This is a genomic window from Paenibacillus silviterrae (assembly GCF_030167925.1).
GTDB classification, from domain to species: Bacteria; Bacillota; Bacilli; order Paenibacillales; family NBRC-103111; genus Paenibacillus_G; species Paenibacillus_G silviterrae.
Genome location: NZ_JASKUT010000002.1, coordinates 334404 through 347513, shown reverse-complemented (window position 1 = coordinate 347513; position 13110 = coordinate 334404). Strand labels below are relative to the sequence as shown.

Annotated in this window: 12 protein-coding genes; 1 reads left to right on the top strand and 11 read right to left on the bottom strand. The window is 48.9% G+C overall.

Annotated features, from left to right (window positions below; all coding sequences use genetic code 11):
* Positions 1-34: 34 nt before the first annotated feature.
* The 3 genes from QMO62_RS25220 to QMO62_RS25210 all read right to left on the bottom strand — a co-directional run bounded on the left by QMO62_RS25220 (position 35) and on the right by QMO62_RS25210 (position 3459).
* Positions 35-664 carry a TetR/AcrR family transcriptional regulator gene (locus tag QMO62_RS25220; protein ID WP_284645267.1) on the bottom strand — a complete coding sequence of 210 codons (630 nt, stop codon included), beginning with the start codon at positions 662-664 and terminating at the stop codon, positions 35-37.
* 478 nt (positions 665-1142) lie between these two features.
* Positions 1143-2450 carry an ABC transporter substrate-binding protein gene (locus QMO62_RS25215; RefSeq protein WP_284645266.1) on the bottom strand — a complete coding sequence of 436 codons (1308 nt, stop codon included), beginning with the start codon at positions 2448-2450 and terminating at the stop codon, positions 1143-1145.
* Positions 2451-2508: 58 nt separating this feature from the next.
* On the bottom strand, positions 2509-3459 hold the full coding sequence (locus QMO62_RS25210) for a DUF1861 family protein (protein ID WP_284645265.1): 951 nt from the start codon (positions 3457-3459) through the stop codon (positions 2509-2511).
* A 117-nt stretch (positions 3460-3576) separates the two neighbouring features.
* Between QMO62_RS25210 and QMO62_RS25205 the strand changes: the two genes are divergently transcribed.
* A complete protein-coding gene (locus QMO62_RS25205) occupies positions 3577-4446 on the top strand; it encodes an AraC family transcriptional regulator (RefSeq protein WP_284645264.1) in 870 nt (289 codons plus the stop codon).
* Positions 4447-4685: 239 nt separating this feature from the next.
* Here the strand turns inward: QMO62_RS25205 and QMO62_RS25200 are convergent, their stop codons facing one another.
* The 8 genes from QMO62_RS25200 to QMO62_RS25165 all read right to left on the bottom strand — a co-directional run bounded on the left by QMO62_RS25200 (position 4686) and on the right by QMO62_RS25165 (position 12797).
* Positions 4686-5381 (bottom strand): response regulator transcription factor, encoded by a 696-nt coding sequence (locus tag QMO62_RS25200; RefSeq protein WP_284645263.1) that lies wholly within the window; start codon positions 5379-5381, stop codon positions 4686-4688.
* Positions 5382-5400: 19 nt separating this feature from the next.
* Entirely contained in the window at positions 5401-6834 is a 1434-nt protein-coding gene (locus QMO62_RS25195; protein ID WP_284645262.1) for a sensor histidine kinase, read from the bottom strand.
* A 23-nt stretch (positions 6835-6857) separates the two neighbouring features.
* Complete coding sequence (locus tag QMO62_RS25190) at positions 6858-7610, bottom strand: ABC transporter permease (protein WP_284645261.1); 753 nt, start codon at positions 7608-7610, stop codon at positions 6858-6860.
* Positions 7597-8319: an ABC transporter ATP-binding protein gene (locus tag QMO62_RS25185; RefSeq protein WP_284645260.1), complete on the bottom strand. Its 723-nt coding sequence runs from the start codon at positions 8317-8319 to the stop codon at positions 7597-7599. The genes QMO62_RS25190 and QMO62_RS25185 overlap by 14 nt, the downstream gene beginning before the upstream one ends.
* A 68-nt stretch (positions 8320-8387) precedes the next feature.
* Positions 8388-9632 (bottom strand): hypothetical protein, encoded by a 1245-nt coding sequence (locus QMO62_RS25180; RefSeq protein WP_284645258.1) that lies wholly within the window; start codon positions 9630-9632, stop codon positions 8388-8390.
* A gap of 290 nt (positions 9633-9922) precedes the next feature.
* Entirely contained in the window at positions 9923-10465 is a 543-nt protein-coding gene (locus QMO62_RS25175; protein WP_284645257.1) for a GNAT family N-acetyltransferase, read from the bottom strand.
* A gap of 64 nt (positions 10466-10529) precedes the next feature.
* Positions 10530-11963, bottom strand: coding sequence for a DHA2 family efflux MFS transporter permease subunit (locus QMO62_RS25170; RefSeq protein WP_284646670.1), 1434 nt, complete (start codon positions 11961-11963; stop codon positions 10530-10532).
* A 300-nt stretch (positions 11964-12263) separates the two neighbouring features.
* Complete coding sequence (locus tag QMO62_RS25165; RefSeq protein ID WP_284645256.1) at positions 12264-12797, bottom strand: acetyltransferase; 534 nt, start codon at positions 12795-12797, stop codon at positions 12264-12266.
* Positions 12798-13110 lie beyond the last annotated feature (313 nt).

Genomic DNA, 13110 nt, shown 5'->3' with positions numbered 1-13110 from the left:
AACACCGATCAAAAATTCAAGATTAACCAGAGTTTCACATGACCTCATCCTTCTGTTCCCTGGTCCCATCCGCTGCAGGGCTTAAAATATCAATAATAAACTCCGTTACATCTTGAGCTTTAAAAGCCGCATGTGTATACGGAATACTGGAGCGGACCCGCAAACCGAATGTCATCATTACGAACATTTCAGCTGTTTTTTCCGCCTCAACCGTTTTAGGAATCACTCCATGCAACTGGCCGGTTTCAATCCACACCTTGGATAAATACACCGACCGTTCGTAATACTGCTTCAACGCTTCCGCGACCGCAGGCTCTTCTTCTTTTCCAAGCAAGTACAACAGTACTTTATTCGTAACGTTATGTGGATTTTCGTAAGTGACGATACTTTCTTTGATTTTCTGCATCGGCTCGTCGAAATTTCGGCGCCCTTGCTCAACTTCATTCATGAAGCGTTTGTTTGTATCTTCGAGACCCTCTTGCAGAACCCAAACAAAGATTTCGTTTTTACTCTTCACATAGTGGAAGATTGCCCCTTTTGAAAGGCCGGATCTGCCCATAATATCCTGCATTGTAATGCTATGGCAGCCCTTTTCCTTTATTAATTCTCTTGTCGTGTCGACCAACAGTCTTATGGTTTGTTGCCTACGTTCCTCTTGTTTCAAAACTGGTCCCCCACTTAGCAATAATTGGTTTGCTGATACTCATTATATATACCGACCATCGGTTTGTAAATAAATTTGTTTTAGATCGTCCGCCCACCTCTTAACGGGGCCTGTTAGCGACAATGAGCTACCGTTCCCACGCGACCAAGGAGCTGCTGCCGCGGCGATCTGCTCCTTTGCCCGGACCGGGTCAGAAAAAAGTTGTTAAATATAGAACTCCTATCGTTCGCTTTCGCGTAATTGTTCTAAATGCTTAACCGATGCAAAATCTGCTATTTTGAACTTTTCACTTTCATAATTAAGTGTTGTTATCGAACACTCAGAAACCAATCCAAGTTTAAATTAAACTATCGCCCGCTAACGGGAAAAAAGGCAGCCGGAACTACCAGCGTGCCTTTTCATGATGGTTATTGAGCTAGAGTTCGCCTATAGCTTAACGCAAATCTGGCTCACCTCCTTCTTCCATTTCATTGCCGAGTTATTTTTGCCGGTTCGTTTCAATATTTTTCGAAATTTGTTCTTCCGCTTCTCTCAGTGCCGTGTTAATATCTTTCTCCCCTTTGACGATGGGGATGATGGCATTGGACATATAACCTTCAGCGAACGAATCGTACTTGCTCACTGGAAGCGCTTTTGCGGGAGTGGACATAAAGGCCGCCTTCACATTTTTCCCTTGCAAGTAATCCAAGTTTTTGCCGAATTCCTGCTCAATGTTGCTGGACTTCACTACCGGCAGCCTACCGTTGCGGGCTACATCCGTCTGCACCTCATCGGATAGAATCGTGGAGATGACTTGAAACGCTTGATCCTTGTATTTACTCTGCGCCGTGACGTGAAGAATCCACTCATCTACCTGCATGCCGGTGTTAGGACGTTCTTTGAACGACGGGTACTGGACCAAATCCCAGTTCAAATCCTGAGCATCCTTCAAGTTCGGCAGGTTGTTATTGGTAGCCAGCATAGCGAGAGTCTGTTCTTTCTTAAACTGATCCGTACCTCCGCCAGCCAAACGGGGTGTATTGTTTCCGGGAATGTCGTAGATGCTTTTGAGCAGCTCAAATATTTTTTTCCAATTATCATTATTCACGGTCGGCTTCTCCGTTACCGGATCGACAAAGCCGTATGACAGCACGGAAGCCAGGCGGGTCGATTTATCCGGCTCCAAGCCCCGATACTGCACACCGTTTTCGCTGCGCGTCACTTTTTTGGCCAGCTCTCGGGTCTCCTCCCAGGTCATGCCGTCCTTCGGATACGGAACACCGAATTTGTCGAAGATATCTTTATTATAGTAGAGCGCACTGAAATGCATCGTCCATGGAAGACCGATTAAGTTGTTTTGCAGGCTTGCCGACTTCACTGATTCTACTGCAACCGGGTCTAGCCGAGAAAGGTCGAAATTGAATTTTTTGATCAGCGGTTCGATACTATCTTCCATTCCGGTCCCTACAAACCGGTAAATAATCGGTGAAGCGGTCATCACCAAATCCGGTATGTTGCCTGCGGCCATTAGCTTATCGAAGCCGTTCTCCGGTTTGGACAAATCGATGGGCTCGATCGTAATGTGTGGGTATCGCTTTTTCACCGGCTCCTCTACATACTTCTGGTATTCGCCAGGTCCAAGCCATCCCATGCTCAGTGCGAATTTGATCGTGACAGGCTCTGTCGAAACCTGAGGCGGTGCGTTCTTCTCAGCGGCGGACTGCTCACCGGCCGATCCGTCATTACCGCTGCTGCAAGCGGTTACAAACAATAGTAGTAAAAGTGCAGCCATTCGATTCATTCTCATATCGATTCCCCCATTCAATATTGGTAAGTATCCCAGAGTCATGACTCCGGGAAAACCTCTAGACAATACGCCCATGTCCCTCGAACGGATAGTCAATCGTAATACGTCCCGTCTGGCAATCTCCAATGCCACTGTAAAGATCGGCCTTGCCGTCCGAACGCATCACAATTCCCGAAGCGAAGACACAGTCGACCAAATGTGGCGCCTTGGCAGGTCCCGGCGGATAGCTGTTACGGCTTCCGATCAAATGAAGGTCCATGGACTCGCGAGTGGTTGGATCAAATACGAAGGCCATGTTCAGGTACACCTTCACTTCCCCTCCGTTCGTATCCTCATCCTTGTAGGACATGTGACCGATGATGCCGATTTTGCCGCTGTCGAGCAAATAAGCCTGGTTCACGCCTCCCCATTCGCCTTTCCCGAAGATGCCGTAGATGTAAGGCGCATTCTCGATGACGTCCGCTGTCAGCTCTTCCAGTCTGTCTATGACCGTGAAGCCGATCATGGATTCGCTCCCGTATTTGGCTCTCATCCCCGCTCCGCGCGGACGCGAGAAGACGCCGATCCTGCCATCCGACAACGGAACAAGACGAATATCCTTCATTTTGTTAGGTCCGGTAGTGAAATAGTATAAATTGTTGATGTCGGTGCCCCGATAAAAATATCCAAAAAACGTACTGTATTTTCCAGATTGATATTGTACATGTGTCCCGCCCATGACAAGCTCTTCACCGAGCTCCGTGATGTAAGGGTCTTCCAGCGGATAAATCATGCTGTCTTTCACAACAGTCCATTCATCCCGTCCCGTCTCCTCGAACAGGCGGACCCAGGAGCGAGCCCATTCCTCGCGGCGCTCTACCCGCCCGAACAAATAGCGCTTCCCGTCCCGTGTAAACGGAATCGAAATATTGTAGACATCAAAGCCGTCCACCCCATGGAATACCAATGTCTCACTCTCATAGATTTGTTTAGTCTGTTCAAATTCAACTCGCTGCGTCCTCCGGTTCAACTTGTTCCCCCCTATTCTAAGCACTCACTTACTTTATTTATGGTAAAATAAATGAAGGAAAAAAACCTAACGTGTTTTTCGATAATTATCCCATTATTTCTGAGGGGACCAGCCAATATGTCACATTTCCCAAGATACTTGAAAGGCTATACGACTAAAGATAGCCCATTCCAGTTCGAGCTCCTGATTAATAGACTGAAGAAAGGCTACCCTTCCCACCGGCAGGATTACCTTGAATTTTCATACGTCAAGAGCGGGACAGGCTGGGAAACGATCAATGGGGTAAAGCATCGGATGGAGGCGGGGACGTTTTCTTTTTTGCTGCCGTACCAAATTCATGAATTGTTCACCGATCCGGGATCGGAGCTCATTCTGTACAATTGTCGATTCAGTATGGAATTGCTAACGGGGCAGAATCAAGAAGAGCTGATGAACGGCATGGTGAATGGTACCGAAGGGCTGCCTTCTTTCGTTCAGTTAGATGGGAAGGAGAAAGCGTGGATGGACAGCCAGCTTGAGGAAATGATCGAGGAATACGCCGGCAGCGAACTATGGCGGAACAGCTATTTGCAGGTTAAGCTGAAGGAGCTTCTCATCCGGTTCGACCGCTATCGGAGGAAGAATGGTGCAACACCGAACGGGAAGCCCGCCTCAGGCCAATCAGCAGGAGCCGCCTGGCCGATCATCCACTATATAAACTGCAATTATCAGGAGAATTTGACTCTGGGCGGAATTGCCAAGAATTTCTCTTTGAGCATCTCCAGGGTCAGTGAAATCATTAAAAAAGCTACCGGCCAATCGTACGTCCACTTCCTGCAAGATCTTCGCATCCGCCATGCGTGCAGCCTTCTCGTTTCAACCGAGATGAGCGTTTCTGAAATCGCACTGGAGGTTGGCTACGGATCATATAATACATTCTCGCGGATTTTCCGAGACATTAAAGGTGTATCGCCGTCAAAATACCGCAAAATGAAGACGTTAAAGTAAGCATATAAATCGAGGTAGCGAACGACAACCCGGGAGAAACTTGGAATGAAGCTGCACTTCAGGCCGGGCAAGCCCCCAGGCTCCGGCCAAACGACTTTATCGGCTTTGCGGGTGCAAGCTGGACCCGTGCCTCCTTGAACCCGCCTCTGCTCCCAAGTCCGATCCTCAGCTCGAATGATCGCGCTTTCCCTTGCTCGACCGCCTGCAAGGCACGACAGACGCCGTTCCTTGCCATCCCGTTACACGATAAATCGATACCCCGATCCCCAAACCGTGCCGATATACTGCGGCTTGGACGGGTTCTCCTCAATTTTTTCCCTAATCTTGGAAATGTGAACCGTCACCGTTGAGGTATCGCCAAGCGCATCCATTCCCCAAATTCGCTCAAACAGCTCTTCCTTTCCAAAGACGCGATTCGCATGCTCAAACAGGAACAGGAGCAGGTCGAACTCCTTCTGCGCTAGCATCACTTCGTTGCCGTTCACGAATACTCTTCTGGAATCCTTGTGAATCTCAAGGCCGCGGACTTGAAGCTTCGCACCCGTCGTTTCCTTGCCGAACCGCTCCTTCATCCGCTCATACTTCTTCAGATGGGCGCTCACCCGCGCGACCAGCTCTGCTGAACTGAACGGCTTCGTAATGTAATCGTCTGCACCGAGACCCAAACCATTGATTTTATAAATTTCCTCCGCTCTCGCGGATACCAGGAGCACAGGGATGTCATCCTGCTCCCGGATCGTTCTGAGTACTTCGAACCCGTCCATCCCGGGCAGCATAATGTCCAAGATGACAAGGTCATACTCCTCCTGCTTCAGAGCCTGTAAGCCTTCTTGGCCGCCGCTCACGATGGTAACCGAATAGCCGCTTAGCTCAAGGTAGTCCTTTTGCAGATTGGCGATACTTTGGTCGTCCTCCACGATAAGAATCCGTTTCATTGCATCCTCCCGCCCATACCTATAGCTTCTTGAGAGATATTATCATACTGGTTCCTTCCCCAACTGCGCTTCTGGCCCATAGCTTCCCTTCGTGACCCTCCACGAGCTGCTTGGCTATCGCCAGTCCAAGACCGCTGCCGTCCGCGCTTTTTCTGGAGGAATCGACCCGGTAAAACCGATCGAAAATATGCGGAAGCTCCTCCTGAGGGATGCCTTTGCCGTTGTCCTTAATCTCGATTATTGCTGATGTACGGGTTTCCCGAAGAAAAATGGTCACCCTGCCGTCATCCTTGTCCGAATATTTCGTGGCATTATCCAGTATATTTTGGATCACCCGCTTGAGCCTTTCACGATCCACTAACGCACAAACCGTTCCTTCGAGCTGGTTTACCAGCTCTAAACGGATACCCGCCTTCTCATACTCATAACGATAATCTGCAACGCAATCCTCAAAATAACTGACGAGATCGGTCTTTTCAAAATGATAGGGCAGCTGGTTTAAATCGAGCTTGGAATACAAGAGCAGATCATCAATCATCGTATTGACCAGAATGGCCTTCGAACGGGCCGTCTCCAAGTATGCCGCCATTTTCTCAGGGGTGCCGGCCACGCCGTCCATGATCCCTTCGATATACCCTTTTATCGATGTAACCGGCGTCTTCAAATCATGAGAGATGCTAGACACCAGGAATTTTCTATTGTCATCGTATTTCTGCTGCAAATACACCGATTCCTTCAGCTTGATTCGCATCAGCTCCAGCGTTCTGCTGAGTTCGCGGACCTCGCCCTCGCCTTCCTCCGCGATTCCGCCGCTCAGGTCGCCTTCACTAATTTTCACCGCTGCATCCCGCAATCTCGAGACGGGCCGTATGATGCCGCGGGAGAACCGGTAAGACACCCAGAAATTCAACAGAAGAAAGACGATAAGGAAAAAACAGACGGTAAAGATCCCAAGCAGCATATAGAAATCGGTGTTGAGCTGCACAGGAGCGAGCATCAGCAGGATCCCCTCGTCGCCGGACCTTAGCTGGTACGAAGCCCGGGCAAACAAATACACCTTGCCGTCGAGCTCAAGGGTATCCTGATTCGGTGTGCCGCCTGTCAGCATGAGGCTTCTTTCGATGTCTATGTCACTGAAATTTCTTGTGGACTGCAGCACCTCCCTATTTTTCAATAGAATGGCACTGCCCCCCAATGCTTTTACCCGTTCAAACAATTCATGCTGATAGGATTTGTTCAAGAGCTGGTCGAATTCGAGGCTCATCGCTTCCCGCTTCAGCTCGCTTAAGCCCGTTCTGACCTCGTACACCCTTTTCCATCCGTCGACATACCCCTCGCCGCCAAAAACCTTCGTATACGCGGCAATAAAGATCACTGCAGCCAATGCCGTTAAACCAATGGAAAGCAATACAGTCAGTGCATTCATCGTGAAAAACCGTTTGGTCAACTGCATGTCGTTTCCTCGCTTACTATATCCTACAGATCCTTATTATCAAATACATAAAAGCCCGCTGCAAATAACATCATACCACATCCAGACATAATGATGAGCTGGCGGAAGATTTTGAATACATTCATCGATTCCGAAATCCACAGCGTGTACCAGTCAAACATCGGCGTGATGAAAAAGCTGGAATAGCTCGAAAACACGATCCCTAGAGAGGTAAGACCGACGAAAGCAATGACAGAAAGGAAAAAGACCGCCAGACCGCCGCGCAATATATTCGACAAAAGCACCACCAGCAAGGAAAAGACGAATACCGGAAGGAACGTAGCCAGATAAGAAAGAATGACCCGGACGACTCCCATGACGCCGGAGGAAGACATATTAAACAAGAACCCTGCAAGCAAGGAAAGCACCATCACAAAAAATAGGTTCACCGCAATGAATAGCGCAATATTCAGCACCTTGGCACTAAAAACGCCGAACCGCGTAACCGGTCTTGTGAGCGTAATTTTCATCGTGTTGGACGAAAATTCGCCGTTAAACATATCGATGGCTACGAAGGTGGCGAATAAAGGCAGGATCGTATAGGAAAAAATAGATAGGACCACCAATGGAAATTCCGTGCTTCCGACGACGCGAAGTCCAAGCCCATGCTTAATGGCCGTTACGGCAATTTGCCCGACGATGACAGCGAGGATGGACAGGATGACTGCCGCAATCAGCTTCTTCTTCTTCAGCAGCTTGACGGCTTCGTTCAAGAATGCGGCTTTAAACCCTGCCATTGCGGTCCACCTCACTAACAAAATAATTTTCCAGCGACGAATAATTCGCAAGAATGTTGCTCGTATAGTCTACGTTGACAAGCTTGCCTCCATAAACGACCCCGATTCGGTTACAGGTCAGCTCCACATCGTGAATCAGATGACTGGAAATAAAGAAGGTAGTGCCTTCCAGGGCCAACTGCTTGATCAGCCTCCGCATTTCCAGCATTCCCTCGACATCGAGTCCGTTCAAGGGCTCGTCCATAATCAAAAGACTCGGCTTGGACAAAATGGCAGCCGCTACCCCCAGACGCTGCTTCATCCCAAGCGAGAATTTTCTGGACTTTTCGTTCTTGTACTTGAGCATGCCCGTTATCTCAAGACATTCGTCGATCCTTTGCTGGTCCACATGCGGATAGAACCTGGCAAACAGCTTCAGGTTATCATTGGCCGTCAAGTACGGATAGGACTCCGCCGTTTCAATAATACAGCCAACATGCTTCATCGCATTGACATAGTCGTCCAGGACGCTGGCGCCAAAAATTTTCACATCGCCGCGATCCGGCTTCATGAGTCCCGCCATCATCTTCATGGCTGTCGTCTTCCCCGCGCCGTTAGGTCCGAGAAAGCCGAAAATATCTCCTTGATCTACCGTCAAATTCAGATCACTGATGCCGCGGCCGTTAGGATATACCTTGGTTAACCCGGTGATCTCCATTGCTTTATCCATGAATGCCAACATCTCCCCAAAAAAATGGTCAGGAAGCCGCCTAAGCGGCTTCCCTCAGCTATATCCTACTACTCAAATACCCGGCTGAATTCTCTATCGAAATTGTCAGGACTTTGGGAGCGGAACGAATTGCTGTCAAGGATTTCGATATCCAGCTCAAGGTAGAGCTTACCCGAGCCGCTGGCATGCAGCTGTCCGTTCTTCTGTTCACCCTTCGCGTTCGTGTACTTGAAGAAATTCATGCCGTTACCGTTCTGCTTCAGATTATATTCGAACTGGAAGCTGTCTGCCGCGCCGAATTCGGCTTCAAAGCCCGGCTTCGCGGTTTCATAGTACTTACCGGTCACCTTATCTTCACTGATACTCAAAATTTCCAGCGTTCTTTCGCCGATTTTGACGAATTTGCCGTCTTTCTCTTTGATAACGTTGTTCGAATATTTGCCGACATATTTGCTGCTGAAGCCGCTGTTTTGACTAACGCGCTCTACATTGGCTCCCGTTAAGTCAGGCATAGCCACCTTCGTGCTTCCAATATTGGATAGCTTGAAGATAACGCTAAGCGACAGATCGTGCTGCGCCCCATTCTTGTCCTTACCGGTCAGGATGACGTCGCCCGTCAGGCTCTCCAGCAATCCTGCTTTGTTTTCCAAAGCAGTTCCTGTTACTTTCTTTACATAGATATCACTTTCGATATCCGGCATGTTCGAATTTCTTCCCATTCGGCCCTGCTCGTTAATCATCTGCTTAATACCGAAGGACGCTACCGCATTCACTACAGCGGGCACTTGGGCTTCGGATAAGCTCCCCGAATAGGATTTGCCCCCTTCAGGACGCTCCTCCGCCTGAACGTAATCCTTCAGATTGCCCACAACGGCATCCACAATCTTCTCGACCTCAGGGGCTCCCTTTTCGTTAAAAGGGTTGCTGAAACTGTTGCCTCTCTCAATATTCTCCGGCATTTCGCTCACGTAATATTTGTTATCCGTTTCGTTCTTATAGACGGAATACTTTTTGTCTAAATAAGAAAAATTGGATCTTGCTTCGCCGTTGGAATACTGCGTCGTGGATGTGTTTTCGGTTGCTTGCTTTTCGGTATCAATTTTACTGAAATTCGAAACCTGGAACAAGGATTGTCCGTTATCCTTTAGCGATATCAACGCTTCAACCGTGTAATTGTTAAGTCCCTTCTCCATCTGCGCGGCGGTAAGCTTGGCCGTGCCTTTCAGTTGATCATAGCCGGATCCCAGCATCGCATCGGCGAAGGCGGTCGACAGAAAGACGCAGGCTCCGACCGTGAATGCGACTGCCGTCATGCTTTTTTTACCAAATCTCATAATGGATCTCCTCTTCATCTTGATAGGGAAACGCGTTTCCTTCTATTACAGTATAAAGCAGGTCTCTTGAAATTTTCTAAATAAGATATTAACAATGTATAAAGTCCATTTGCGGGAAGTCGGATGGGATGTGCTGCTTGCTTTGCCGCGGGAGATTGCCTGTGAATGTGAGCGATTCTAGTTTAACATAATTCTGGGAACATGTAGTTAGTTGTAAAGCTCGTCCAAATGAGCAAAATGTTGCGCCGATTCGCGGCAATCGCCAAGCCTTAGCCATTCTTAAAAAACACGCTGGGATATTCCACAACCCCCGAAACCTGAGCAAGCGCAGCTTCATGAAGCTCAATCGCCATGAATATTTCATCGGGCACTTCAAAGGGGGCTTTGATTCCCCATATCGATGCTTTTTGGAAACCGAACCTCGGATAATATGACGAATGGCCTAAGACGACAACAGAATGGTACCCGAGCCTTTTGGCTTCAGCCAGCGCTTCCTGAATTAGCTGTTTGCCTACGCCTTTATTTTGATATGCAGGTAAGACCGAAAGAGGCGCTAGAGCCAGGGATTCGACTGCTTGATTCCCATCGTTAATGCTGATCTTAGATAAAAGGATATGTCCCGCTACCTGCCCGATTTCTTTATGAACCGCCACTAAAGTTAATTCAGGAATGAAAGAGTCCGATTTCCTGAGCCGAGAAACTAGCTTATGTTCATTTCCATCACTGTGTTGGGCAGCTGCAAACGCACTCTCTACAACGATCTCCGTTTGTTCATAGTCGTCCGGCATTTCCTGCCTAATGAAGAAATTCATAAATAACGGCTCCTATTCCCAATGTTCTCGAAAAAAAGGGAGCCTATTCGGCTCCCTCCTAATATTAATGCATCGGATTCATTGCTGCATGCTTGACAACGACACGGCGGATGAAGAACGCCATGGCCAGGCCGATTAGGGTCACGGTCATTGCGAACAGGAACACATTCTGCGAACCGAACGTCATCGCTTTGGACATCTCGGCCAGCTCGTTAGGAGCCGCGGACCCGTGTAAGTACTTCTCCATGCCGCTTGTCAGAATGCTGATGGCTACCGCTGTGCCAATGGCACCGGCTACCTGCTGCAGCGTGTTCATGACAGCCGTACCGTGCGGGTACAGCTCCGGCGGCAGCTGGTTCAAGCCGTTGGTCTGCGCAGGCATCCATACCATGGAGATACCCACCATCAGGCCGATATGCAGCGCGACGATGAACGCCACCGAAGAAGCCGGTGTAATGCCGGAGAAGAACCACAGCATCGCCGCAACGATCGCCAAACCGGGAATTACGAGCCACTTCGGTCCGTACTTATCGAACAGACGTCCCATGCGCGGCGACAAAATGCCGTTCAGAGCGCTGCCCGGCAGCAGCATGAGTCCTGCTGTGAAGGCAGACAAACTCATCCCTTTTTGAAGATACATCGGCAAAATAATCATGCTCGATAGAATGATCATCATACAGGAGAGCACTAATAGCAAACCCACAATAAACATCGGGTATTTGAAGACGCGCAGGTTCATCATCGGCTCACGCATAAACAGCTGGCGCAGCACGAACAGCAGAAGCGCCGCCAGTCCGATGATTATGGTTGCGATGACAACAGGGCTGGTCCAGCCCCCCTCGCCTTCGCCCGCCTTGCTAAAGCCAAAGACGACGCCACCGAAGCCAATGGTGGAAAGAATGACGGACAGCAGGTCGATACGAGGCTTTGTCACCTCTGAGACATTTTCCAAATACTTCAGTCCTACCAACAGACCGATGATTAAGAACGGAAGAGATAACCAGAAAATATAGTGCCATGTTAAATATTCGATCAGGAGACCCGCCACTGTAGGACCGGTTGCCGGTGCGAACATGATCACGAGACCGACGAAGCCCATGGCTGCGCCCCTCTTCTCCGGAGGATAGACAACGAGGATCGTATTAAACATCAACGGGATCAGCAGACCCATACCGGCTGCCTGCAAGACCCGTGCGACCATAAGCATTTCGAAATTGACTGCCAGCGCCGCGATCAACGTGCCCACAATCGAGCTTACAAGCGAGCCGATGAATAGCTGTCTTGTGGTGAACCATTGCAGCAGCAGACCGGTCATCGGCATCAGGATACCGAGCGTTAGCAGGAACCCGGTGGTTAACCATTGTGCCGTAGCCGCGGTGATGCCGAACACAACCATTAAATTGCTGATGGCAATGTTGAGCGCCGTCTCACTGAACATCCCGACAAATCCGCAGATGAGCAGCGAAGCCATAATGGCACGCGTATTGTATTGCTTCATTCTCAATTCCACTTCCTTCTCCTATAAATATCTGTCTGTACGAGACCCTGGATTCGGTCTGCTATCTGTTACAATAGTGTTTACAGTTCCACAAGTCAATACCCTTCACGTAATTTATTTGTAAATCGCTAAGAGAGTACTTGTTCCTGTCATGCGGAAATGCACCGCGGGAGATCGAATGGATGGGCACCCGAATCGGCAGAGTCTTCTTCCGTTATAACTTTAACGTGTCCGCCAAGGATGAGCAAAGGATTTTTTTCTTATAGATAACTTTCCTATCTCACTGCAACGGACTTCGGTTCAGCTGCTATGCATGATGCCTCTCCTGTTGCTTTCAATGCCTTCATTCCCGCACCCCCTTCGACAAGAGCAGACTATCTCACCTGGCCCCCCCCGATATTCAAGATGCAGCAGGGGAAAGGGCCGCCCTGAACCGTCAAGCTCCGAACGTCCGGTTTGTACGAATCCCAGTCTTTTGTAGAAGGAATGTGCCCCCTCATTTTGCTCATTCACATCAACCTGCAGAATGCTCCCTTTGATTTGCTCCGCATATCGGATTAATCGACTGCCGATCCCCTTTCCGTGTTCATTCGGATCCACAAATAGCATCTCTATTTTCGTACCGTCCAGTCCAATAAACCCGGCCGGTTTTTGATTATCGTTCAGACCGACCCAAACTTCCACTTCTCTCAATACACCGCTTTTCACCATCTGATGGTAAAAATCTATATCCTCTGCAGCCAAAAAGGTATGGGTGCGAACAACGGCCCTATACCATATATCGACTAATGTATCATGATGGTTCTCTTGATATGGAACAACCGCGTGTGTCATGGTTCACTCTCCGTCTCTATCAATTCTTTTTTGCATGAAAAATCTTCCCCCCCGTGAAGAGGTGTATTCTCCAAGGTGTCGAAGATAACGTATCCTTGCTTCAAGTAAAAATCAGGCGCCTGAAAATCAATAGTATCATAAGCCCCCCGTTCTCGTCGTAAACTTCGAAGTAGAATGGCTCATAGGCAGCCGATTCAACTTTCTTCCCGAATCCCCCTTTCGCCTTCCTCAGCTATCTATTAGACGGGGATTTCCAATTTTTGTTGCATAAAAAAAGCCGGAAAGAAGTTCCGGCTTCGCGTCATGAAAGCAT